General features: G+C 69.6%; 19 protein-coding genes. 11 read left to right on the top strand and 8 right to left on the bottom strand.

Features of this window, described 5'->3' with window-relative positions; genetic code table 11:
* Window positions 1-4 precede the first annotated feature (4 nt).
* Window positions 5-1978, top strand: a complete 1974-nt coding sequence (locus AB0K15_RS16260; RefSeq protein ID WP_364050898.1) for an acetyl-CoA carboxylase biotin carboxylase subunit — start codon at window positions 5-7, stop codon at window positions 1976-1978.
* Window positions 1975-3132 (top strand): acyl-CoA dehydrogenase family protein, encoded by a 1158-nt coding sequence (locus AB0K15_RS16255; protein WP_364050144.1) that lies wholly within the window; start codon window positions 1975-1977, stop codon window positions 3130-3132. Before AB0K15_RS16260 ends, AB0K15_RS16255 begins: the two co-directional genes overlap by 4 nt.
* Before the next feature lie 3 nt (window positions 3133-3135).
* Here AB0K15_RS16255 and AB0K15_RS16250 read toward each other — a convergent pair whose 3' ends face one another.
* Window positions 3136-3864 carry a class I SAM-dependent methyltransferase gene (locus AB0K15_RS16250; RefSeq protein ID WP_364050142.1) on the bottom strand — a complete coding sequence of 243 codons (729 nt, stop codon included), beginning with the start codon at window positions 3862-3864 and terminating at the stop codon, window positions 3136-3138.
* Between the two features lie 128 nt (window positions 3865-3992).
* Between AB0K15_RS16250 and AB0K15_RS16245 the strand changes: the two genes are divergently transcribed.
* Window positions 3993-4874 (top strand): alpha/beta hydrolase, encoded by an 882-nt coding sequence (locus AB0K15_RS16245; protein ID WP_364050140.1) that lies wholly within the window; start codon window positions 3993-3995, stop codon window positions 4872-4874.
* 258 nt (window positions 4875-5132) lie between these two features.
* On the opposite strand, the gene AB0K15_RS16240 is transcribed toward AB0K15_RS16245, so the two are convergent.
* On the bottom strand, window positions 5133-5612 hold the full coding sequence (locus AB0K15_RS16240; RefSeq protein WP_364050138.1) for a RidA family protein: 480 nt from the start codon (window positions 5610-5612) through the stop codon (window positions 5133-5135).
* Between the two features lie 44 nt (window positions 5613-5656).
* On the opposite strand from AB0K15_RS16240, the gene map reads away from it, so the two are divergent.
* The 4 genes from map to AB0K15_RS16220 all read left to right on the top strand — a co-directional run bounded on the left by map (window position 5657) and on the right by AB0K15_RS16220 (window position 9088).
* On the top strand, window positions 5657-6424 hold the full coding sequence (gene map / locus AB0K15_RS16235) for a type I methionyl aminopeptidase (RefSeq protein WP_364050136.1): 768 nt from the start codon (window positions 5657-5659) through the stop codon (window positions 6422-6424).
* Window positions 6425-6440: 16 nt separating this feature from the next.
* On the top strand, window positions 6441-6950 hold the full coding sequence (locus AB0K15_RS16230; protein ID WP_364050134.1) for a GNAT family N-acetyltransferase: 510 nt from the start codon (window positions 6441-6443) through the stop codon (window positions 6948-6950).
* A gap of 95 nt (window positions 6951-7045) precedes the next feature.
* Window positions 7046-7909 carry an SDR family oxidoreductase gene (locus AB0K15_RS16225; RefSeq protein WP_364050132.1) on the top strand — a complete coding sequence of 288 codons (864 nt, stop codon included), beginning with the start codon at window positions 7046-7048 and terminating at the stop codon, window positions 7907-7909.
* A 126-nt stretch (window positions 7910-8035) separates the two neighbouring features.
* Entirely contained in the window at window positions 8036-9088 is a 1053-nt protein-coding gene (locus AB0K15_RS16220; protein WP_364050130.1) for an alpha/beta fold hydrolase, read from the top strand.
* Between the two features lie 54 nt (window positions 9089-9142).
* On the opposite strand, the gene AB0K15_RS16215 is transcribed toward AB0K15_RS16220, so the two are convergent.
* The 4 genes from AB0K15_RS16215 to AB0K15_RS16200 form a co-directional block, all read right to left on the bottom strand.
* Window positions 9143-9571 carry a hypothetical protein gene (locus tag AB0K15_RS16215; protein WP_364050128.1) on the bottom strand — a complete coding sequence of 143 codons (429 nt, stop codon included), beginning with the start codon at window positions 9569-9571 and terminating at the stop codon, window positions 9143-9145.
* A 100-nt stretch (window positions 9572-9671) separates the two neighbouring features.
* Complete coding sequence (locus AB0K15_RS16210; RefSeq protein ID WP_364050126.1) at window positions 9672-10283, bottom strand: hypothetical protein; 612 nt, start codon at window positions 10281-10283, stop codon at window positions 9672-9674.
* 110 nt (window positions 10284-10393) lie between these two features.
* Window positions 10394-11596: an acyl-CoA dehydrogenase family protein gene (locus AB0K15_RS16205; RefSeq protein WP_364050124.1), complete on the bottom strand. Its 1203-nt coding sequence runs from the start codon at window positions 11594-11596 to the stop codon at window positions 10394-10396.
* A gap of 12 nt (window positions 11597-11608) precedes the next feature.
* The gene (locus AB0K15_RS16200) at window positions 11609-12907 is read right to left on the bottom strand and encodes an acyl-CoA dehydrogenase family protein (RefSeq protein ID WP_364050895.1); all 1299 of its coding nucleotides are present in this window, start codon (window positions 12905-12907) and stop codon (window positions 11609-11611) included.
* 263 nt (window positions 12908-13170) lie between these two features.
* On the opposite strand from AB0K15_RS16200, the gene AB0K15_RS16195 reads away from it, so the two are divergent.
* Complete coding sequence (locus tag AB0K15_RS16195; RefSeq protein WP_364050122.1) at window positions 13171-13692, top strand: EF-hand domain-containing protein; 522 nt, start codon at window positions 13171-13173, stop codon at window positions 13690-13692.
* 10 nt (window positions 13693-13702) lie between these two features.
* Here the strand turns inward: AB0K15_RS16195 and AB0K15_RS16190 are convergent, their stop codons facing one another.
* Entirely contained in the window at window positions 13703-14905 is a 1203-nt protein-coding gene (locus tag AB0K15_RS16190; RefSeq protein ID WP_364050120.1) for a low temperature requirement protein A, read from the bottom strand.
* 312 nt (window positions 14906-15217) lie between these two features.
* The gene (locus AB0K15_RS16185) at window positions 15218-16390 is read right to left on the bottom strand and encodes a TetR/AcrR family transcriptional regulator (RefSeq protein WP_364050118.1); all 1173 of its coding nucleotides are present in this window, start codon (window positions 16388-16390) and stop codon (window positions 15218-15220) included.
* Window positions 16391-16549: 159 nt separating this feature from the next.
* Here AB0K15_RS16185 and AB0K15_RS16180 point away from each other — a divergent pair, with 159 nt between their 5' ends.
* The 3 genes from AB0K15_RS16180 (at window position 16550) to AB0K15_RS16170 (ending at window position 22996) form a co-directional block, all read left to right on the top strand.
* Complete coding sequence (locus AB0K15_RS16180) at window positions 16550-17761, top strand: acetyl-CoA C-acetyltransferase (protein ID WP_360594468.1); 1212 nt, start codon at window positions 16550-16552, stop codon at window positions 17759-17761.
* Between the two features lie 9 nt (window positions 17762-17770).
* Window positions 17771-19942 (top strand): 3-hydroxyacyl-CoA dehydrogenase NAD-binding domain-containing protein, encoded by a 2172-nt coding sequence (locus AB0K15_RS16175; RefSeq protein ID WP_364050116.1) that lies wholly within the window; start codon window positions 17771-17773, stop codon window positions 19940-19942.
* 252 nt (window positions 19943-20194) lie between these two features.
* Window positions 20195-22996 (top strand): hypothetical protein, encoded by a 2802-nt coding sequence (locus AB0K15_RS16170; protein ID WP_364050114.1) that lies wholly within the window; start codon window positions 20195-20197, stop codon window positions 22994-22996.
* The last annotated feature ends 149 nt before the right edge of the window (window positions 22997-23145 follow it).

The raw sequence follows: 23145 nt of genomic DNA, 5'->3' as shown, positions 1-23145 counted from the left end.
TTCTTTGTTCACCACGGTCCTGGTCGCCAACCGCGGCGAGATCGCGGTCCGCGTGATCCGCTCGCTGCGGGAGCTGGGCATCCGCTCGGTCGCGGTGTACAGCGACGCGGACGCCGACGCCAAGCACGTGCGCGAGGCGGACACAGCGGTGCGCCTCGGCCCGGCCGAGGCGGCGAAAAGCTATTTGTCGATCCCGGCCATCGTCGCCGCGGCTCAGGTGACGGGCGCGCAGGCCGTGCACCCGGGGTACGGCTTCCTCGCCGAGAACGCCGCGTTCGCGCGAGCGTGTGAAGAGGCGGGGCTGGTGTTCATCGGCCCGCCCGTCGCCGCGATCGAGCAGATGGGCGACAAGATCCGGGCCAAGGCCACGGTGTCCGCGGCCGGCGTGCCCGTCGTCCCCGGCGTGTCCGATGTGGACATTTCCGAGGGCGGGTTCGCCGAAGCCGTGGCCGGGGTGGGCTACCCGGTGCTGCTGAAGCCGTCCGCCGGTGGCGGCGGCAAGGGCATGCGGCTCGTGCACGAGGAATCGGAGCTCGCCGCCGCGGTCGAGTCCGCGCGCCGCGAGGCCCGGGGTTCCTTCGGCGACGACACGCTGCTGGTGGAGCGGTTCGTCACCACACCGCGCCACATCGAGATCCAGGTGCTGGCGGACCGGCACGGCACCGTCCTGCACCTCGGCGAACGCGAGTGCAGCCTGCAGCGGCGGCACCAGAAGATCATCGAAGAGGCGCCGTCGGTGCTGCTCGACGAAGCCACGCGGCAGAAGATGGGCGCCGCGGCGGCCGAGGCCGCGCGGTCCGTGGGTTACGTCGGCGCGGGCACCGTCGAGTTCATCATGTCCGCGCACGACCCGGACGAGTTCTTCTTCATGGAGATGAACACGCGGCTGCAGGTGGAGCACCCCGTCACGGAGATGGTGACCGGGCTCGACCTCGTGGCGTGGCAGGTGCGCGTGGCCGCCGGTGAGCCGCTGACGGTGAAGCAGGAGGACGTGCGCCTCGAAGGCCACGCCGTCGAAGCCCGTGTGTACGCGGAGGACCCGGCACGCGGCTTCATCCCGACCGGCGGCACGGTGCTGGCCGTGCACGAGCCGTCGGGCGACGGCGTGCGCGTGGACTCGTGGATGACCGAGGGCGCGGTGGTCGGGTCGAACTACGATCCGATGCTGGCCAAGGTGATCGCCTACGGTCCCGACCGTGCGGCGGCGTTGCGCAAGCTCGACCGCGCGCTGGCGGACACGGCGTTGCTGGGCCTGGGCACGAACATCGCATTCCTGCGCGGCCTGCTCGCCGACGAGGACGTGCGCGCGGGCCGGCTCGACACGGAGCTGGTGGACCGGCGGCTGTCCTCGCTGGTGTCGTCGGAGGTGCCCGAAGGGTTCTTCGTGGCGGCTGCGCTCGACCGGCTGCTTTCGTTGCAGCCCAAGGGGTCCGTGGTGGATCCGTGGGACGTGCCCAGCGGGTGGCGCATCGGTGGCGGGGGCGGCGTCACGTTCCGTCTGCGCGTCGGTGAAGTCCAGGCTGCGGTGCGAGTGTCGGGTTCAACCGTGCAGGTCGACGACAACGAGCCGGTCGAGGCGACCGCGACCCGCGTCGGCGACGTGCTGGAAGTCCGGCGGGACAGCGGAATCGAGCGGTACCGCCGCGCCGATGGTCCACAACGGACGGTCTGGCTCGCCCGCGACGGCTTCGGGTTCGCGTTCGCGGACCAGGAAGTGCGCCTGGCCGCTCGTGGTGAAGCCGCGGGTGCCGGGCCGGTGAAGAGCCCGATGCCGGGCACGGTGCTCGTGGTCAAGGTCGCCCAGGGCGACGTGGTCGCGGCCGGCACGCCGTTGCTGGTCGTGGAAGCGATGAAGATGGAACACACCGTGACCGCGCCGATCGACGGCGTGGTGAGCGAGCTTTCGGCGCGCGCGGGCCAGCAGGTGGCGTTGGACGAAACCCTGGCCGTGGTGAGCCCGAGCGAGGAGCAACGATGATCGACTTCCGGCTGGACGAAGAGTACGAAGCGCTCCGCAAGACGGTCGAGGACTTCGCGCACAACGAGGTCGCGCCCGTGATCGGGCCGATGTACGAGAAGGAAGAGTTCCCGTACGAGCTCGTCGCCAAGATGGGGGAGATGGGCCTGTTCGGCCTGCCCTTCGCCGAGGAGTTCGGTGGCATGGGCGGCGACTACTTCGCGCTGTGCCTGGCGCTGGAGGAGCTGGCGCGGGTCGACTCGTCGGTCGCGATCACGCTGGAGGCCGGCGTTTCCCTCGGTGCGATGCCGATCTACCGCTTCGGCACGCAGGAGCAGAAGGAAACGTGGCTGCCCGCGCTGTGCTCCGGCGAGGCCCTCGGCGGCTTCGGCCTCACCGAACCGGGCGGCGGCTCCGACGCCGGCGCCACGCGCACCCGCGCCAAGCTCGACGGCGCCGAGTGGGTGATCAACGGCAGCAAGGCCTTCATCACCAACTCCGGCACCGACATCACGCGCCTGGTCACCGTCACGGCCGTCACCGACGTGATGGAGAACGGCCGCAAGGAGATCTCCGCGATCCTCGTGCCCTCGGGTACGCCGGGCTTCGGCGTGGCGCCGAAGTACTCCAAGGTCGGCTGGAACTGCTCGGACACCCACGAGCTGTCGTTCGCGGACGTTCGCGTGCCGGCGGACAACCTGGTCGGCATCCGCGGTCGCGGCTACGCGCAGTTCCTGTCCATTCTGGACGAAGGCCGCGTCGCGATCGCCGCCCTGAGCGTGGGCCTGGCCCAGGGCTGCGTCGACGAGTGCCTCAAGTACGTGAAGGACCGCGTCGCGTTCGGCCACCGCATCGGCGAGTATCAGGCGATCCAGTTCAAGATCGCCGACATGGAGGTGCGCACCCACACCGCGCGCCTCGCGTACTACCAGGCGGCGTCGAAGATGCTGCGCGGTGAACCCTTCAAGAAGGAAGCGTCCATCGCGAAGCTCGTCGCCTCCAACGCCGCCATGGACAACGCCCGCGACGCCACCCAGATCTACGGCGGCTACGGCTTCATGAACGAGTACCCGGTCAGCCGCTTCTACCGCGACGCGAAGATCCTGGAGGTCGGCGAGGGGACGAGCGAGGTGCAGCGGATGCTCATCGCTCGCCACCTTGGCGTCGCCGGGTAGCGCTTACCGAGCGGTCAGCACGAAGAACAGGAAACTCGGGCTGATCGTGAGCAGCCGGTAGTCCTCGGGCCACAGCTCGCGGGCTTCCGGCGCGGGCATGGGTTCGCTGATCACGGAGATCTCGAAGCCCGCCGCGGTGAAGGCGGCGGTCATCGCGTGCAGCGGGCGGATCCAGAACGACATCGGGACGGTCTGGCTGCCGAACGTCCAGTCTTCGGTCCACTGGTAGGTCTCGAAGTAGTTGGTCTTGAGACCCTCCAGGCGCTGCAGGGCGTGGATCGCGAACGGGTGGTCGACCGAGATCAGCAGGCGGCCGCCCGGTTTGAGGATGCGCTTCAGCTCGGTGAGCGACGGGCCCCAGTCCTCCAGGTAGTGCAGCACGAGGGACGCGATGACGTCGTCGAACGCGTTGTCGGCGTAGGGCAGCGGCTCGGCCAGATCGGCGACGCGCAGGTCGGCTTCGGGCCCGAGCCGGCGGCGGGCCAGCTCCAGCATGCCCGCGCTGAGGTCGAACCCGGACATGATCGCGCCGCGATCGCGCAGTGCCGCGGACAGGGGACCGGCGCCGCAGCCGGCGTCGAGGATCCGTCTTCCGGCGACGTCCCCGGCGAGCTCCAGCATCGCGGGCTGCTCGTAGTAGGCGTTCTGGATGCCGCCCTCGTTCTGGGCCGCGTATGCCTCGGCGAAACTGTCGTAGTGGTTGGCCGGCAGTGTCTGGTTGTCCGGGGTCATGCGACCGATCATGGCAGAAACCGCCGGACCGCCGGTTGATCCCCTTTCACCATAACCCGGGTGGCAAGCCGGAAACATCGGTCCTCGGAGCGATGTTTCGGCGCCGCCGAATGATTACTGTGGTCGGCATGTCTGAGGAACTCGCGCTGAACGTCGGCCCGTCCGGAATCGAGCTGGCGTACGAATGCTTCGGTGATCCTGGAATGCCGCCGGTCGTGCTGATCATGGGCGGTGGCGCGCAGATGATCAACTGGCCCGAGGAGTTCTGCCGGGAACTGGTGGACCGCGGTCTGTACGTGATCCGCTTCGACAATCGCGACTCCGGCCGGTCCACGCATTTCGACGACGCGCCCGTGCCGGATTTCGCAGCCGTTCTCGCGGGGGATTTCGCGACGGCGTCCTACACGCTGTCGGACCTCGCGGATGACACGGTCGGGCTGCTGGATCTGCTCGGACTGGAGAGCGCACACCTCGTCGGAGCATCGCTCGGCGGGATGATCGCGCAGATGGTCGCCATCGAGCACCCCGATCGGGTGCGGACGCTGACGTCCGTCATGTCCACGACCGGCGCCCCGGGTGTGGGCGCGCCCGACCCGTCGATCCTGGCCGAGATGGGGCAGCCGCCGGCCGAGCGGGAGGCGTTCGTCGCGTGGCAGGTGCGCGCGTCGCGGATCACGGGGTCGCCGGGGTTCGGGTTCGATGAGGCTGCCGTCGCCGAGCGAGCGGGGCGGACGTTCGACCGGGGCTACCCCGCGCTGGGTATGCCACGGCAGGCGATCGCCGTGGTGGCGTCGGGCGACCGCACGGACCGCCTGCGGCGGTTGGACGTACCGTCCCTGGTCATCCACGGCGACGCCGACCGCATGTGCGACCTCAGCGGCGGGCGCGCCACCGCGGCGGCCATCCCGGGGGCGGAGCTCGTGGTGGTGCCCGGCATGGGGCACAGCCTGCCGCGCGAGTTGTGGGCGGACTTCGCGACGCGGATCGCCGCGCTGGCCAAGACACGATGACCGCGGCCGGCGCGGCTGGTCCGGCGCGCTGCGCGAAGTCGTCCGTCCCACCGCCAGGCACTGGCTTTCGGCCGGCGACGCCGCGACGATCGCCAGCTACGTCATGCCCGGCGACCTCTCCGATCAGTCCGGAGTGGACAGTGCGGGCCGCGAGATCATCGGCCGCACCAGGCGCTCGCGTCGCGCTACGCCGACAGCCCGCTCCCCGGTTCGGGACTTCCGGTGCCCGGTGAGCGCGTCACCCGCGTCGGCCGGCGGTTAGTCGATCGCCACTTCCGCTTCGATCTCCACCGGAATGCCGAACGGCAGCTCGGCGAGGCCGACCGCCGAGCGCGCGTGGTCGCCCGCCTCCGCGCCCCACAGCTGCACGATGAGGTCGGAGAACCCGTTGACCACGGCGGGCGTGCGGGTGAAGCCAGGGGCGGTGTTGACCATGCCGAACACGCGCAGCCACGCCGTGACGCGATCGAGGTCGCCGAGCGCGAGCTTCAGTGAACTGAGCACCGCGAGTGCGGTCAGGCGGGCAGCCTCGTACGCCTGCTCCTCGGTGACGTCGCCGCCGACCTTGCCGAACGGGCCGGCGAGCGACCCGTCGGGCAGCAGTGGCGCGTGGCCCGAAATGAACGCTCGATCCCGGAAGACGCGGACCCACGGGAAGGAGAGTGTGACGCCGGACGGCGGGGTGATCGGCTCCGGCAGCTGCAGGCCGAGCTCGGCCAGGCGGTTTTCGATGTGCACGACGAAAGCGTACGCCGGATAGTAATACCGGTATAGTTATCCGCATGGTGGAGCTGAAGACCGCGACCGAGCTCGCGGTGATGCGGGAGGCGGGCCGCGTGGTGGCCCAGGCACTGGCGGCCGTGCGGGAGGCCGCGGACATCGGCGTTTCGCTGGCCGAGCTGGACGCCGTCGCCGCTCAGGTGATGGCCGGCGCCGGGGCGAAGCCGTCGTTCCTCGGCTACCACCCGGACTGGGCGCCGACGCCGTACCCGGGGGTGATCTGCGCGAGCGTGAACGACGCGATCGTCCACGGCATCCCCGGCCGGTACCGGCTGCGCGACGGCGATCTGCTCGGCATCGACTGCGGCGCGTCCGTCGACGGCTGGCACGGCGACGCCGCGGTGAGCTTCGTCGTCGGCGCGGCGGACCCGGCCGACCTCGCCCTCATCGCGGCGACGGAAGAAGCGCTCGCGGCAGGCATCGCGGCCGCGCAGCCGGGCGCGAAGATGGGCGACATCTCGGCCGCCATCGCCACGATCGGCCGGGCGGCCGGCTACGGCGTCACCGAAGACCACGGCGGCCACGGCATCGGCCGCGCGATGCACGAGGAGCCGCCGGTGCCCAACGACGGCCGCCCGGGCCGCGGCCTGCGCCTGCGCCCCGGCCTGGTCCTGGCGCTCGAGCCGATGTTCACCCGTGGCGGCCTCGACGACTACCGGCACGCCGACGACGGCTGGACCGTCCACACCACCGACGGCACCCGCGCGTCGCACTCGGAGCACACCGTCGCGATCACCGAGGCCGGGCCGGTGGTCCTGACGCCGCCCTAGGGGTACAACGTCGAAGATGGGGACTTTCACGATCCGCCCGGGCGAGCCTGCCGACGCCGACACGTTGCTGCGCTTCTTCGACGAGGCCGTGGAGTGGCTGGTGGCGCGCGGCAGCGCCGGCCAGTGGGGTGATCAGCCGTGGAGCGGCATTCCGCACCGGGCCTCGCGCGTGGCCGACATGGCGAAGGAGCCGGGTCTCAGCGTCGCCGAGGTCGACGGTGAGCCCGCGGGTGCGCTGATCGTCAGCGAGGAGTGCCCGAAACACGTGCCGCCGGCCGTGGAGCGGGAGCTGTACATCGGGCTGCTCATCACCTCGCGGCGGTTCGCGGGTCACCGCGTGGGCGCGCGGCTGCTGGATCACGCGCTGGAGGAGGCCAGGAAACGCGGCATCGGCCTCGTGCGGGTCGACTGCTGGGCCGGTGGCGACGGCGAGCTGCAGCGCTACTACGAGCGCCAGGGCTTCACGCCGACGGACCGCTTCGACGTCGGCGGCTGGATCGGTCAGGTCTTCGAGCAGCGCCCCTGATCGGGGCAGTCGACTGGCGCTCGGCGTCGCGGCGGGGCACGATATTGACACAACGCCAACAGTGTTCCGTCTCCGTCGACGCAGGAGGAGCCGCCATGGCCAAGCAGCCGCGTTCGCTCGCCGGGAAGGTCATCGTCATCACCGGTGGCGCGCAGGGCATCGGGGCCGCCACGGCGACCGCGCTCAAGCGGCTCGGCGCGCGCGTGGTGCTGGGCGACCTCGACCACGTCCGCGCGGAGAAGACGGCCGGTGAGCTGGGGCCGGAGGCCGTCGCGTTGCCGCTGGACGTGACCGACACGAACGCGTTCACCGAGTTCCTCGACGAGGTCGAGCGCCAGGTCGGGCCCGTCGACGTGCTGATCAACAACGCCGGCATCATGCCGCTCGCGCCGCTCGACGAGGAGGACGACGCGGCGACGCGCCGGATGCTGGAGATCAACCTGCACGCCGTCATCCACGGCACGCGCGAAGCCGTGAAGCGGATGAAGCCGCGCGGGACCGGGCACATCGTGAACGTCGCTTCGATGGCCGGGAAGTCCGGGTTCCCGGGCGCGGCCACCTACTGTGCGACCAAGCACGCCGTGGTAGGGCTGTCGGAGGCGGTGCACCTCGAGCTGCGCGGCACGGGCGTGTCGGTGTCGTGCGTGATGCCGGCGGTGGTGCGCACGGAGCTGGCGTCCGGGCTCGGCGAGGCGAAGTTCATCAAGTCCGTGGGGCCCGAAGACGTCGCCGCGGCCATCGCGGATGCCCTGAAATACCCGAAGTTCGATGTTTTCGTGCCGAAATCCCTGGATTTCACCGGCCGGATCACGCGGCTGTTCCCGCGTGCGTTCGGCGAATGGTTCGTGCGCGCGCTAGGCGGTGATCAGCTGCTGGCGTCGGCCGCGCATTCCCCGGCGCGGGCGGAATACGAGTCCCGTGCTGCTCAGAGCGCCCCGGCGGCCGACTCGGGGAGCTAGGTTCCCGGTCACCGGACACTGTCCGAAATGGACGTGCTTGCCGGGTGCTTGCAAGTGTGGCGGTGTTGATGCCGCCCGCTGCCCCGGGCAAGATTGCCTCCGAGAGGTCGAGCTCAGGAGGCACGCATGGTTTCACCCACGGCACGGCTGGCCGCAGCGGCGTCGAACGTCGTGGGGAAGGTGCTGCACGGTGGCGTCGCCGACCTGCGCCCGATGCCCCGGGTGCTCATCGACCAAGGCCCGAACCGCTCGTTGTACCGGATGACCCACAGTGGCGCGCCGGTGTCGGGGCCGCCGATCCTGCTCGTGCCGCCGCTGGCCGCGCCCGCGCTGTGCTTCGACCTGCGCCGCGGCTGCAGCCTGATCGAGCACCTGGTGGAGGCCGGGCGCAACGTCTACCTCGTCGACTACGGCAACGTCGCGTTCTCCGACCGGCGCCTCGGCATCGAGCACTGGATCGACGAGGTGCTGCCGCGCGCGATCCGCAAGGTGAGCGAGGACGCGGGCGGCGAGGGCGTGCACCTGGTGTCGTGGTCGCTGGGCGGGATCTTCTCGCTGCTGGTGAACGCCGACCAGCCCGACCTGCCGATCGAGTCCGTCACCGCCATCGCGTCGCCGGTCGACTTCACGGCGATCCCGATCGTCGCGCCGTTCCGCCCGCTCGTCGACCTCACCGGTGGCCACCTGCTCACGCCGGTCTACCGCGCGTTCGGCGGCGCACCGTCCTATTTGGTCAGCCGGGTCTTCCGCGCGACGGGCATCAGCAAGGAGATCACGAAGCCCATCGCGATCCTCAAGAACCTCGACGACCGCGACTACCTTGCGCAGATCGAGGCCGTGGACCACTTCATGGACAACATGTACGCCTACCCGGGCCGCACGTTCGGGCAGCTCTACCACCGGCTCTTCCGCACCAACGACCTCGCCGAGGGCACCGTCGACCTCAACGGTCGCAAGATCAGCCTGTCCGACGTGAAGGCCCCGGTGCTCGTCGTCGCGGGCGAGAACGACACCATCGCCCCGCAGCCTTCGGTGGAACGCGTGGTGCGGCTGCTGGAGAACGCACCGGAGGTGCGCTTCCGCACGGCGCCTGGTGGTCACCTCGGCGTGCTGACCGGGCGCAAAGCGCGGGGCACGACGTGGACTTATCTGGACGAGTTCCTCGACGACCGCACCTGACCGCCACGCAAAGCGGGCCACCCGGAGAGTCCGAGTGGCCCGCGTGGGTTGGTGTCAGATCGCGGGCGCGGGACCGCGCTGGGCGGCGATCCACGCGCGGACGTCCTTGTGCAGCAGGCCTCGCAGCGCGAGCGCCGCGAAAACGATGGGCAGCAGCCCGGCCACACCCGAGTTGATGATCGTGATGATGCCGTTGATCACGACGATCGCCTCGACCACGATCGCCAACACCCACGGCCATTGCTTGCCCGACGGCAGCGTGATCGCGCAGACGACGAGGACCACGATCATCAGCACGTCGATCACGAGGTTCACGATCAGCAGCCCGGCGACGCCGGTGTCGTCGGCCGTGGTCGTGGCCAGCCTGCCCGCGAGGACCAGCAGCAGAATCGAGCCAAGCACAAGGATGCCGGCCTGGATCCACATGAAGATCCGCGCCTGGCCCACGCCTTTCGGCGGGCCGTAAACCCCAGGGTTCGTCATGCGGGGAAGGTTAAGGCAAAGGTGCGGAAAACGATCGTTCGGAGATCAATCCGATATTCCGCACCTTGGCCGCTCATTGTGATGCGAGTTGGGGAAAAACTCACTTGAGTGCGGAAAGCGCCTTTTCCAGTGCGTCGAGCGCGCCGACGGCGTCGCTGTAGCAGTTGGGGAGGAAGTAGACGGAACCGTAGAGGCGGTTGGCCTTCGTGGCGGGCAGGGTGGTGAAGGCCTTCTGGCCGAACAGTTCCGGGCCGAGGTTGGCCGGTTTGTTCGCGTTGGTGGCGTAGTAGAAGATCGCGTCGGCGTGGATGCCGCCGATGGGGGATTTCGGGCCGTAGACCCAGAACTGGCCCTGGTCGAAGCCGCCCTGGATGATGTCCCAGCGGACGTGGGCGAGCACGTCGGCGTGGTCGCGCTTGATCGCGGCGGCGCGGTCGGCGTAACGCTGCTGCAGGCCGTGCAGCGCGTTGCCGAGGCCGAGCGCTCGCTTGAGCGTCGCGACCTTCTCCAGGTCGATCGACCCGCCGACGGTACCCATGGAAATCTTCGTGATCGGCCGCCACTTCTCCACGAACTGCGGCTCCACGTACGGCTCACCCGCGCTGTACACCCCGACCGGCGTCCGCCCGATATCGAACGCGGCGCCCCTCGTGAAGCTGTCGAGCGTCACCACCCGCCGCGCCTGCCCGGGCACGTCCACGGGGCCGTTCACCGTGGACACCCGGCGCGTCTTGCCGGCGACCGGCGCGGCCGGCTGCGCGGAACAGGCGCTTCACTTGGTTGATAGCCATTGTGACGCTGAAGCCAGGAGCGGGGCCGCGTCTACTTGAGCTGCGCCGAAGTCTTCCCCAGCACCCGCCGGGCCACGATCAACTGCTGAATCTGCTGCGTCCCTTCGAAGATGTCCAGGATCTTCGCGTCCCGGGCCCACTTCTCCAGCAGCGATTCCTCCGTGTACCCGTACACGCCCGCGAGCTCGACGCACTTCAGCGTCACGTCCACGACCGTCCGGCCGGCTTTGGCCTTCGCCATGGAGGCCTGCAGGGAGTTGGGCTTGCGGTTGTCCGCCATCCACGCCGATTCCAGCGTCAGCAGGTACGCGGATTCGAAGTCGGCCTCCAGTTCGAGCCAGGTGGCGGCGGCCGGGTGCTGCGGGGGGCGGTCGTAGTCGATCGTGACGCCCGCGGAGGTGAGGATTCGGCGCGTCTCCTCCAGGGCGGCACGGGCGACACCCACCGCCATGGCCGCGACCAGCGGCCGGGTGTTGTCGAAGGTCTGCATGACCCCTGCGAAGCCCTTGGCGGTGTCGATGTCCGGCGTGCCCAGCAGGTTCTCGCGGGGGACGCGGCAGTTCTCGAAGCGCAACACGGCCGTGTCGGACGCGCGGATGCCCAGTTTGTGTTCCACGCGAACGACTTCGAAGCCCGGGGTGCCCTTTTCGACCACAAAGGACTTGATCGCCGCGCGGCCCTTCGAACGGTCCAAAGTGGCCCAGACGACCACGGCATCGGCGCGCTGGCCCGAAGTCACGAAGATCTTCTCGCCGTTGAGCACGTAGTCGTCGCCGTCGAGGACGGCGGTGGTGGTGATGGCGGCGGAGTCGGAGCCGCAGTCGGGTTCGGTGATGGCCATCGCCGCCCACAGGCCGGAAAACCGGGCGAGCTGCTCGTCCGTCGCGACGGAGCTGATGGCTGCGTTGCCCAGGCCCTGACGCGGCATGGACAGCAGCAGGCCCACGTCACCCCAGCACATCTCGATCGTGCCGAAGACGACGTTGAGGTTGGCGCCGTTGCGGTTGCCCTTGGCGGCATCCGGAGCGGAACGGCGCACGCCCGCCGCGCCGGCGCCGCCTTCACCGGACGAGTTGAGGCCGTCGAGCAGAGCGGCGAACATGTCGAGCTCGGCAGGGTAGGTGTGTTCGGCGCGGTCGTACTTGCGCGAGATCGGCCGGAACACTTCGGCCGCGGCCTGGTACGCCTGGTTGATCAGCGTGCCGGCCTTCTTCGGAACTTCGAGGTTGATCATCGGAAAGCCTTTCTAGAGGAGGACGGCGCCTTCCATCACACCGATCGCTCGCAAGTCCCGGTACCAGCGCTCCACGGGGTGCTCCTTCACGAAGCCGTGCCCGCCCAGCAGCTGCACGCCCGCGTTGCCGATGCGCATGCCCTTGTCCACGGCCAGCTTGCGCGCCAGCGCGGCCTCCCGTGCGTAGTCCTTGCCCTGCTCGGCCCGCGCCGCCGCGCGCAGCGTGACCAGGCGCAGGCCCTCCAGCTCGATGGCGATGTCGGCGACGGAGAACGCCACCGCCTGCCGGTGGCTGATCGGTTCGCCGAATGCGGTGCGCTCGTTCACGTACGGCACCACGTAGTCGAGCACGGCCTTCGCCGTCCCGGCCGCGAGCGCCGCCCAGCCCAGCCGCGAGAGGCGCACGACCTCGGTGAACACGTCGGCCTTCCCGCCACCGAGCAGCGCACCCGCCGGCAGCGCGACCTTCTCCAGGTGCAGCTTGCCGGTCGCGGCGCCGCGTAGGCCCATCGCGGGCTCGGCCTCCACCGTGACGCCCGCCGACGAAGACTCCACGAGGAACAGCGCGGGGCCGCGGCCTTCGAGATCGGCCGAAACGAGGAACAGCTCCGCTTCCGCCGCGCGCGGGACCAGCGACTTCACGCCGTCGAGCTGGTAGCCCTTCGGTGTGCGCTTGGCTTTGGTGGCGGGCTTGAACGGGTCGAACAGCGGCGTGCGCTCCAGCAGCGCCAGCGCCGCGGCGGGCACCTGGTCGCCGGCGAACGCGGGCACGTAGTCGGCCTGCTGCTGCTCGTCGCCCCAGGCCACGAGCGCCGTGCTCACCGCGGACGGCGCCAGCACCGCCACGGCCAGCCCCATGTCGCCGTGCGCGAGGGCTTCGGCGACGAGCGCGTTGGTGACAACGGACCTTTCGGTCCCGGCGCCGCCCAGCTCTTCGGGGATGCTCAGGACGCTGATGCCGAGCTCGGCGGCACGCGTGAGCAGGCCTTCGGGCGCGGCGAGTTTGGCGTCGGCGTCCGCGGCGGCGGGCCGCAGCTGCTCGGCGGCGAACTCGGTCACCGTGTCCGCGATGAGCTGCTGGTCTTCGCTGGGCGTGAGGTCGAACAGCCCGGTGTTCTCCTGCGCGGGGGCCAGCCGCGCGGGTTTGCCGAGCCGCCGTACCGACTTGAACGACCGCGTGGCCGCCCCCGCAGCGCGGAAACCGTTGCGGGTGCCCGCTTTGACCAGATTCTGCACGGGCCCGCGCAGCCCGGCCCTGTCGATCACGCCGCTCCCGGCCAGCCGGGTGAGCGCGGCCAGGCCGAAGCCCATCGCGTCTCGTTTCCTCGCCGCAGCCATGTGGCCTCTCCCTCGGGTTACCTACTCGTGAGTAGGTTAGCGGGTGACGGACGAGACCGCCAGTCGGGTGTGGCGGTGCGTCACCAGTGCCGGTTCGAACGGCCGAACTGCTGGGCTTCTCCGGTGAATTCGCCGGGTGACGGCAATTGCACTCTTTAGTGTGGAAACGGTTTCATGGTTACCTGGGTCTCGGCACACTTCGATGTGGAATTTTCGCCGGAATGATGTGGGGAGTCATGGCCGTCACTGCCGAAGATCGGACCAAGGTTGTTTTCGAATTGTTCGATGTTGATCACAGCGGATACCTCGAGGAGAGCGATTTCGCGGCGATGTCCACCCGCGTGGAGCAGGTGGCGGACGGCTCGAGTGATGACGCGAAGGCTGCGTTGAGCGCCTCTTTCGGCAAGTGGTGGACCACCGTCGAACGCGAGCTCGACGTCAACCGCGACGGCAAGGTGAGCTATGAAGAGTTCACCGCGTGCGTCCTCTCACCCGAAAAGTTCGACGACACCGTCACCGACTTCGCCGACGCCCTCTCCGCTCTCGGCGACCCCGACGGCGACGGCCTGATCGAACGCCCGCTTTTCACCGCTTTGATGCTCGCCATCGGATTCAACCCGGCCAATGTCGACGCATTGTTTGATTTTTTCCAACCCGACGGTGAAGACCGAATCACCGTTCGCACTTGGCGCGACGGCATCGTGGAGTACTACCACCCGACGAAACCTGATGTCGCCGGGAACTACCTGGTTCCCTGACGCCGGCAGGTCAATGCGGCGGCAGGGGCACCTGCCGCCGCACCCAGGACATCCGCTCGAACGCGACCAGCCCCAGCACCGCGACGGCCGCGGTGACCACGGCCACCGCGGCGGGCGCGTGCTCCAGCAGCGGCGTGACGCCGAGCAGCACGACGGCGAGCACGAGGCGCTGGACGTTCCAGCTGCCGACATTCCGCCGCCGCAACGCACTCAGCGCCACGAGGTACAACGCGAGCCCGCCGGTGAGTGCCCAGATCGGCACGCCGTGCAGCGCCTCGCCGGGTGCGTGGTGCGCGGTGTCGGACAGGTACAGGAACGCCTTCTTCAGGCCCAGCGCCACGAGCACGATGCCCGCGATCAGCGGCAGGTGCAGGAACGTGTACGAGTCTGTCGCGAGCTTCGTCCGCTCCACGCCCTTCGCGCCCGCGAGCCGGTGCTCGGCGACGCGCGCGACCACGTCGAAGTAGGTCCACCACATGCCCGCCGCGAGCGCGACCCCGCACAGCGCGCAGCCGGCGATCAGCCACGTCATGGGCACCGGCCCGATGCCGATCCCGATCGCCACGATCGACTCGCCGAACGCGATGATCACGATCAGCCCGAACCGCTCCGCGAAGTGCGCCGGTGAGTTGAGCCGCCAGCCGGCGGGGCCGGAGAAGTAGACGTTCAGGTAGTCCACGGTCAGCGCGACCACCCACAGCACCAGCTGCCACGGCCCGGTGAGGAACGCCGCCAGCACCAGCAATCCGATGCTCGGCACCAGCCCGCGCAACATCCGCAGCAGCACGCGTTGCAGCTCCGGGTCGTGCCGCGCGGCGCCCAGGTACGCGACCTCGTGCAGCACCCGCACGATCGCGTAACACCCGACGAACAGCAACGGACCGTCCAGCCCACCCGGGCGGTCCGTGAACGCCTCCGGCACCGTGAGCGACAGCAGGAACATCATGCCCATCGCCGCGAACATCGCGAGCCGCGCGATGCCGTGGTCCACGTGGATCGTCGTGCCGAGCCACGCATAACAGCACCAGCACCACCACAGCACCGCCAGCACCAGGAGTCCCTCGGCGACGCCGAGGGGGCTCAGGTGGTCGGCCATCAGCTGGGTCGTCTGCGTGATCGCGTACACGAACACGAGGTCGAAGAACAGCTCGAGCGTCGACACCCGATGTCCCTCGTCCGCCGTGACCAGGTGCAGCCTTCGTCCGGTGGGCACGCGGCATGTTCGCACGTCGATGCGGTGAGGGGGAGCGATTTCGCCCAGGACGGATATTTCAAGGGAGCTTCAGGATGTCCCGGGTCCCGGGCGGCGGGGTGGCGGTGCCGGCGGCGACCGAGTGCCGGATGCCGTTGTAGACCAGCCAACCGCCGCCGAGCGAAAACCGCCGAACCGAGATCTGCGGACAACTCCCGGTCGCAGGCTGCAGCTGTGGATGAACGGACAGCGAAGGACAACGGCGCGCGAGACGCATCCGAAATCCGCAGATGTGGTGAGAGAGCGATTTCGCCCAGCATGGACCGCGGCGGCTCAGGGAACCGGGCACTCCAACACCGTATGCAGCAGAGCCGTCAACTCCGCCTCCAGATTCGCCCGCCCACTCACCCGGCGGGTCCGCGTCAGGTCGTTGGCGATCGTCAACGCCGCGTGCACGCGGATCTTCGCCTCGCGCGCCGGCAAAGCAGGCGAGATCGTCGCCAGCAGAGCCACCCACTGGTCCACATAGTCTCGCTGCACGCGCAGCAGGTCGGCCTTGTCGCGGTCCGGCATGGTGACGCGGTCGGCGGTGAAGGAGACCAGCAGTTCGGGCGTGTGCAGCAGCGTGCGGACGTACGAAGCCGCCAGGCGGCGCAGGGCCGAGAGTTCGTCCGGTGCCCGCAGGGCCTGCTCGGCGGCGAGGGCCAGGCGGTCCGCCGCGCGGTGGCCGATGGCCACCATCAGCGCCGCTTTGCTCGGGAAGTGCCGGTACACGCTGGGCCCGGCGATGCCGGCCGCGGCGCCGATGTCTTCCATGCTGACCGCGTGGAACCCGCGTTCGCCGAACAACGCCGTGGCCGCCGCCAGTACCTGTTCGCGGCGTGAGGGCGTGCCAAGGCCGTCGCGGACCGGCTCCACGGCGCCGCCGGACGGGAGTGTGCTGTTCAACACAGCCGTGGCCAGTTCGACGAGCAGCGGAACGAAGCGGCGGCGGGCCACCGTCGTGTGGTGCACGGCCACGCTACCGAAGACCGACAGCGCTCCCCAGCACAGGAACTCGGCGTCGTCCACGGCCAGGTCGGGCCGGGTGGCCAGCAGGGCCTTCGTCCACGCGTCGAGCACCGCGCCCGAGCGGCGGCGGATCTCGCGGCGCTCGTCGCGGGGCAGATGGGGGCCTTCCCAGCGCCACAAGGCAGCGATCTCACGCCGCTCGACGGCCTGCGTGGCCAGCCCGGTGAGCAGCACTTCCAGCTGGTCGGAAGCACCGGACAACGCCGAAGCGGTCACGGCCTCCATGTCGTCGATCCCCGCCAGCACGACGTACGCCAGGATCGCCTGCTTGTCCGCGAAGTGCCGGTAGAGCGCCGGCCCGGTGACGCCCGCCGCGGCCGCGATGTCGTTGATGCCGACGCCGTGGAAGCCGCGCGCGCGGAACAGCCCCGCGGCGACCGCGGCGAGCTGGGCCTTGCGGTCGCGGGGGCGCGACCCGCGGGCTGGAGTACTCATGGTGAACCGACGATAGCGCGATTCGGAACACGGGCAACCCATTGACACCATCGGGTTCGCCAGGCTTATGTTAATGGGCATTAGCACCCATGGCTCGGTATGCTCGGCCGTGAGATACACCGAAGTGTCCAACCACGCCGCTGCGCGGAGGAGTGTTCAGTGAGTAGCGAGGCCTACATCTACGAGGCGATGCGCACGCCTCGAGGTAAGAACAAGGGCGGTGCCCTCCACGGCACCAAGCCGCTCGACCTGGTGGTCGGGCTGATCGAAGAGCTCAAGGTCCGCCACCCGAACCTCGACCCAAAAGCGATCGACGACATCGTGCTCGGCGTGGTCTCGCCGGTGGGTGAGCAGGGCGCCGACATCGCGCGCACCGCCGCCCTCGTGTCGGGCCTGCCGGAGACGGTCGCGGGCGTGCAGCTCAACCGCTTCTGCGCGTCGGGCCTGGAAGCCACCAACATCGCGGCCCAGAAGGTGCGCTCGGGCTGGGACCAGCTGATCATCGCCGGCGGCGTGGAGTCGATGTCGCGCGTGCCGATGGGTTCCGACGGCGGCGCGCTGTTCATGGACCCGACCACGGCGTACGACGAGTACATCGTGCCGCAGGGTATCGGCGCCGACCTGATCGCGACGATGGAGGGCTTCAGTCGCGAGGACGTGGACCGGTTCGCGGTGCGTTCGCAGGAGAAGGCCGAGGCGGCCTGGTCCGGCGGCTACTTCGCGAAGTCCGTGGTACCCGTGAAGGACCTCAACGGCGTCACGATCCTCGACCACGACGAGCACCGCCGCCCCGGCAGCACCGTCGAGGGCCTGGCGAAGCTCAAGCCCGCGTTCACCACGATCGGCGACATGGGCGGCTTCGACGCCGTCGCGCTGCAGAAGTACCACCAGGTCGAGAAGATCGACCACGTCCACACGGGTGGTAACTCCTCCGGCATCGTCGACGGCGCGGCCATCGTGCTCGTCGGCAGCGAAGAGGTCGGCAAGACCTTCGGCCTCACGCCGAAGGCGCGCATCGTCGCCACCGCCGCCATCGGCTCGGAGCCGACGATCATGCTCACCGGCCCCACGCCGGCCACGCAGAAGGTGCTCAAGACCGCGGGCCTCACCCCGGACGACATCGACCTGTGGGAGCTCAACGAGGCGTTCGCCTCCGTCGTGCTCAAGTGGATGAAGGACCTGCACCTGCCCGAGGAGAAGGTCAACGTCAACGGCGGCGCGATCGCCATGGGCCACCCGCTCGGCGCCACCGGCGCGATGCTGGTCGGCACCGTGGTCGACGAGCTGGAACGCCGCCAGGCGCGCCGCGCCCTGGTGACCCTGTGCATCGGCGGCGGCATGGGCGTCGCGACCATCATCGAGCGGGTGTGAGGATCCAGAATGGCTGAGAGCAAGACCATCCGCTGGGAGAAGGACGCGGACGGCATCGTCACGCTGACGCTGGACGACCCCAACCAGTCGGCCAACACCATGAACTCCGCGTTCCGCGAGTCGCTCGGCGTGACCGTCGACCGGCTGGAGGCGGAGAAGGAAGACATCACCGGTGTCGTGATCACGTCGGCCAAGAAGACGTTCTTCGCCGGTGGTGACCTGCGCGACCTGATCCAGGCCAAGCCGGAGCAGGCCGAGGCGTTCACCGCGTCCAGCACGCTGATGAAGTCGCAGATGCGCCGCATCGAGCAGCTGGGCAAGCCGGTCGTCGCGGCCATCAACGGCGCCGCTTTGGGCGGTGGCCTCGAAATCGCGCTGGCGACGCACCACCGCATCGCAGCCGACGCGAAGGGCAGTCAGATCGGCCTGCCCGAGGTCACGCTGGGCCTGCTGCCCGGCGGTGGCGGCGTCGTGCGCACCGTGCGCCTGCTGGGCATCCAGAGCGCGCTGCTGAACGTGCTGCTGCAGGGCACGCGCCACAAGCCGCGCAAGGCGCTGGAGCTGGGCCTCGTCCACGAGGTCGTCGACACCGTCGAGGAGCTGGTGCCCGCCGCCAAGGCGTGGATCAAGGCCAACCCCGAAGGCGGCGTGCAGCCGTGGGACGTCAAGGGGTACAGGATCCCGGGCGGCACCCCGTCGAACCCGAGCTTCGCGGCGAACCTGCCCGCGTTCCCGGCGAACCTGCGCAAGCAGCTCAAGGGCGCGCCGATGCCGGCGCCGCGCGCGATCCTGGCCGCGGCCATCGAGGGCGCGCAGGTCGACTTCGACACCGCGATCAAGGTCGAGACGCGCTACTTCGTCAGCCTGGCCACCGGGCAGGTCTCGAAGAACATGACCAAGGCGTTCTTCTTCGACCTGCAGTCGATCAACTCGGGCGGCTCGCGTCCGGACGGTTTCGAGAAGTACACCGCCAAGAAGGTGGGTGTGCTCGGCGCCGGGATGATGGGCGCGGCGATCGCCTACGTGTCGGCCAAGGCCGGCATCGACGTCGTGCTCAAGGACGTCTCGCAGGAAGCCGCCGACAAGGGCAAGGGCTACGCCGTCAAGCTGGAGGAGAAGGCCCTCTCGCGCGGCAAGACCACGCAGGAGAAGTCCGACGAGCTGCTGGCCCGGATCAAGCCGACCGCAGACGCGGCCGACTTCGCCGGCGTCGACTTCGTGATCGAGGCCGTGTTCGAGAGCGTCGAGCTCAAGCACAAGGTCTTCGGCGAGATCGAGAGCGTCGTCAACTCCGACGCGGTGCTGGGCTCCAACACCTCCACCCTGCCGATCACCACCCTCGCCGAGGGCGTGAAGCGGACCGAGGACTTCATCGGGATCCACTTCTTCTCGCCCGTGGACAAGATGCCGCTGGTCGAGATCATCTGCGGTGAGAAGACTTCGCCCGCGACGCTCGCGAAGGTCTTCGACTACACCCTGCAGATCAAGAAGACCCCGATCGTCGTCAACGACAGCCGCGGCTTCTTCACCTCGCGTGTGATCGGCACGTTCATCAACGAGGCCGTCGCCGCGCTGGGCGAGGGCGTCGAGCCGGCGTCGATCGAGCAGGCGGGTTCGCAGGCCGGCTACCCGGCGCCGCCGCTGCAGCTGATGGACGAGCTGACGCTCACGCTGCCGCGCAAGATCCGCGTCGAGACCAAGAACGCGGTCGAGGCCGCGGGCGGCACCTGGACGCCGCACGCGTCGGAGGCCGTCATCGACCGCATGCTCGACGAGTACGACCGCAAGGGCCGCAGCACCGGCGCCGGCTTCTACGAGTACGACGAGAACGGCAAGCGCACCGGCCTCTGGCCCGGCCTGCGCGACGCCTTCAAGTCCGGCACCGGCGACGTCCCCTTCGAGGACCTCAAGGAGCGCATGCTCTTCGCCGAGGCGCTCGAAACGGTGAAGTGCTTCGACGAGGGCGTCCTCACCACCGTGGCCGACGCGAACATCGGCTCGATCTTCGGCATCGGCTTCCCGGCGTGGACCGGTGGCGTGATCCAGTACATCAACCAGTACGCCGGTGGCCTGCAGGGCTTCGTCGACCGCTCCCGCGAGCTGGCAGCCCGGTACGGCGATCACTTCCTGCCGCCGGAGTCGCTGGTGGCGAAGGCGGCCAAGGGTGAGATCTACGAATAAGCGCTGACTGAGAGGGGCCCTTTCCCGGTGTCTGCCGGGAGAGGGCCTTTTTCGTGGTCGGCGGCAGGTTCAGCCGTGCAGCCGAGCAACGGGCGTACCACAGTCCTGGTCGTGCACCGCCGGGATCGAGGCGCCAGCAGAAGCCGATGGGGCTGGTGGCGAGAGCGACCGGAGCCCGCCGACTAGGCCATTCGCCGCTGTGACGGCAGAAATGCCGGGAGCCCTCCCGCTCGTCGCATGTGAAACTGGTTCATGGACCAGACCACGACGGCGCCCACCGAGGAGCGTGAAGACCCGCTCGCGTTCGCGGGGTCCGACAAGCTGGTGAAGCTCGTCGGCGCGCTGTACCAGCGGCCGCGGATGGGGGATCTGCCGCGGTCGTTGCACGCGGCGAACGTCGAGTGGGAGGCCAGTTACCAGCAGGAACGCGCGGGGCGCAAGGGTTTGCCGATGGTCTGCCTGGTGGGGCCGGCCGAGGGTGTGCTCGAAGAGTTCAAGCGGCGCCTGGGCACGGCGCGGCCCAGCGGCGGTGTGCGCTACGCGTACCTCCCGCTCGACCAGCGCAAAGACACCGAAGGCCCGGCGACCGAGGCCAGCGTCCACGCGATCCGCGACATCCTGTGGGAGGCGCGGACCGAACTGTTGCGCAGCCCGCGTTCGCGGGGTTCCGGCCTCAGGTTCGGGCTGTTCACGCTCGTCGTGCAGCTGATGGCCGAGAAGCTGCCCGCGTCGGATCCGCCGGAGCGGACGTTGCTGCGCAAGCTGCAGGACAACGGCCTGCTGGTGCGGTTCCGCTCGGCGATCGAGAACGTCGGCAAGGAGCTGGTGCCGTCCAACGACGCGTGGAAGTACCCGTTGCTGGTGCTGCGGTTGCTGACGATGGCGACGTTCCGGCTCGCCGTCACCGGCCGGGTGCCGCTGCTTTCCGGGCGGTACCGCTGGTTCCTGCGCCAGCCGCACCTCGCGCCGGAGATGTCGGGCAGCTTCGTGCGCTTCGCGGTGCGCCTCACCGACGGCGAGTGGCAGCAGGAGTCGCCGGAGTTCGTCGCGCGGCTGCTGGTCAACGCGTTCCTCGAAGACCTGCGCCGCGGCTACCGGCTGCAGTTCTTCCGGCGCCGGCGGATGACGTACCCGGTGCTGCTGCTCGACCACGTCACCACCACCAACGGCGGCTACCGGCTGCTGGAGCTCATCAACGACGTGCGCAACCAGACGGGCCTGTTCGACCCGTTGCTGGTGGTCAGCACGAGCGACGCACCGCCGCCGGACGACCGGCCGAGCCAGGACCGTCCACGGTGGACCGCGGCGGACGCGGGCGACGCGTACCGCTCGTGGCAGCACGAGCTGCTGCGCGACCGCCGCGCCCGCGACGCCGCCGCGTGGTACCTGCCGATCGGCCTCGACCCCGGCACGCCCGAGCAGCGGAGCAGGGCGCGCAAGCACTTGCAGTCGCTGGGGGACACGTATGTGCTGCGGCGTCGTCAGGCCCGTCCGCCGTGGTGGGCGACGCGGTGGATGCGGCTGGGGGTGCCGCTGGTGATCGTGGCGCTGGTGGCGAGTGTCGTCGCGGTGCGGTACGAGGACTTCCGCACGAGCCACTGCGGCACGTCGAGCGAATGGCTCACGTGGACGGGCACCGAGTGCGTGGGGATCTCCGACGGGTCGTTCACGGTGTTCCAGCCCGCCGACGACACCATCCGGCAGGTGCTTTCCGTGATCACCGACCAGAACCGGCGCGCGGCCGAGCTGCACGAGGCGCACCCGGAACGGCCGTACATCACGCTCGTGGACCTCGAAGCGCTGACGTCGTCCAACGGCACGCCCGAAGGCCTCACGGCCGAACGCGAGTCCCTGGAAGGCGTCGCGGTCGCGCAGCTTCGGCAGCTCACCGCGACCGCGACGGCCGAGCCGATCGTGCGCGTGCTCGTGGCGAACGGCGGACTCGGGATGCGGAAGGGCGTGGCCGTCGCGCAACAGCTGAGCCGGATGGCCGAGCGGGACCACAGCATCGTCGGCGTGGTGGGGCTGGACATGAGCAGCCTGCCGACGCAGCAGACCATCCGCGCACTCGGCGACGCCGGGCTGCCGGTGGTGGCTTCGACGCTGTCGGCCGACGGGCTCGCCGACCAGAACCCGGTGTATTTCCAGGTGGCGCCGCAGAACCGGCGCGAGGCCGCGGTGGCCGCCGCTTTCGCTGCCACGCGACCGGGCCCGCGGGTCCTGCGCGTGTACTACTCGGACGACGATTCCGACACCTACAGCACCAACCTGCGCGACGACGTCGTGAAGTCGTTCGCGGACAAGGGCTTTTCGGTCGAGGCCCGGGCTTTCACACCGGACGGCGGCCAGCAGGCGCCTTCGTCTCACGACCGCTACGGCGAAGGTCTCGTCGGCAACGCCGCCGCGGCCGGCCGGGACACCTGCTCCTACAACGGTTTCGTCCTCTTCGCCGGCCGCGGCGTCCCGGACTTCGGCGACTTCGCCACCGGCGCCGCCCAGTGCGGCAGCACCGCCACGATCCTCGGCGACGACGACGTGTCCCGCCATGTCGCCGACCAGGTGGCGCGCGAGCAGATCCGCGCGCTGCCGTACTACTACCTGTCCTTCGCCAGTGAACCGGCCACCGACCCGCAAGGCCTGGCGCGCGACTTCTACACCACGCTGGACCGCACGCTGTTCCCGTTCGAGCAGACCGAACGCGGCCGCTCCTTCGACGGCCACGCGGCGCTGTCCTACGACGCCGCGCTGGTGATGATCACGGCCACCGCCTACCTGCGCGAGACGTCCGCCAACATCCCCGTGACACCGGGCGCGGTCTGGCGCGAGATCACCGCCATCCACACCTCCCGCCCCGACGACCACCAGACGAACAAATACATCGAAGGCGTCACCGGTACCATCGACTACGGCGGCGACATCGGCCGCCACGTCCCGGAAGCCAAGCCCGTCTCGGTGCTGCGCGTCGAGGGCGGCGAGGTGGTGCGGGGCCTGCAGGGCTTCTGTGGCATGGCGGCGGGGCGGGCGTCGGACGCGTGGTGCCCGGCGGATTCGTGACGGGCCGGATCAGCTCGACGGTTGCGTGGCAGGCCGGTAACGGACGTAGGTTTCGGGCAAGGTGGTGTCACCCTCGGAGTTCGACATTCCGGATGTCCGGCCGGGGCAGGGTCAGACCATGCTCGTCGATCGCGAGGTCAACCGTGTCG

Origin of the sequence: Amycolatopsis sp. NPDC049253, assembly GCF_040678995.1 — a bacterium.
GTDB lineage: Bacteria > Actinomycetota > Actinomycetes > Mycobacteriales > Pseudonocardiaceae > Amycolatopsis.
Note: the sequence above shows the minus strand (reverse complement) of the source record. Positions and strands in the feature narration are given on the sequence as shown.

Coding starts and splice junctions, on each gene's coding strand:
- AB0K15_RS16245 (WP_364050140.1), top strand. CDS start 3,993: ATGTCTGAGGAACTCGCGCTGAACGTCGGCCCGTCCGGAATCGAGCTG.
- AB0K15_RS16255 (WP_364050144.1), top strand. CDS start 1,975: ATGATCGACTTCCGGCTGGACGAAGAGTACGAAGCGCTCCGCAAGACG.
- AB0K15_RS16205 (WP_364050124.1), bottom strand. CDS start 11,596: ATGATCAACCTCGAAGTTCCGAAGAAGGCCGGCACGCTGATCAACCAG.
- map (WP_364050136.1), top strand. CDS start 5,657: ATGGTGGAGCTGAAGACCGCGACCGAGCTCGCGGTGATGCGGGAGGCG.
- AB0K15_RS16200 (WP_364050895.1), bottom strand. CDS start 12,907: ATGGGCTTCGGCCTGGCCGCGCTCACCCGGCTGGCCGGGAGCGGCGTG.
- AB0K15_RS16225 (WP_364050132.1), top strand. CDS start 7,046: ATGGCCAAGCAGCCGCGTTCGCTCGCCGGGAAGGTCATCGTCATCACC.
- AB0K15_RS16185 (WP_364050118.1), bottom strand. CDS start 16,390: ATGAGTACTCCAGCCCGCGGGTCGCGCCCCCGCGACCGCAAGGCCCAG.
- AB0K15_RS16215 (WP_364050128.1), bottom strand. CDS start 9,571: ATGACGAACCCTGGGGTTTACGGCCCGCCGAAAGGCGTGGGCCAGGCG.
- AB0K15_RS16230 (WP_364050134.1), top strand. CDS start 6,441: ATGGGGACTTTCACGATCCGCCCGGGCGAGCCTGCCGACGCCGACACG.
- AB0K15_RS16220 (WP_364050130.1), top strand. CDS start 8,036: ATGGTTTCACCCACGGCACGGCTGGCCGCAGCGGCGTCGAACGTCGTG.
- AB0K15_RS16250 (WP_364050142.1), bottom strand. CDS start 3,864: ATGACCCCGGACAACCAGACACTGCCGGCCAACCACTACGACAGTTTC.
- AB0K15_RS16175 (WP_364050116.1), top strand. CDS start 17,771: ATGGCTGAGAGCAAGACCATCCGCTGGGAGAAGGACGCGGACGGCATC.
- AB0K15_RS16170 (WP_364050114.1), top strand. CDS start 20,195: ATGGACCAGACCACGACGGCGCCCACCGAGGAGCGTGAAGACCCGCTC.
- AB0K15_RS16195 (WP_364050122.1), top strand. CDS start 13,171: ATGGCCGTCACTGCCGAAGATCGGACCAAGGTTGTTTTCGAATTGTTC.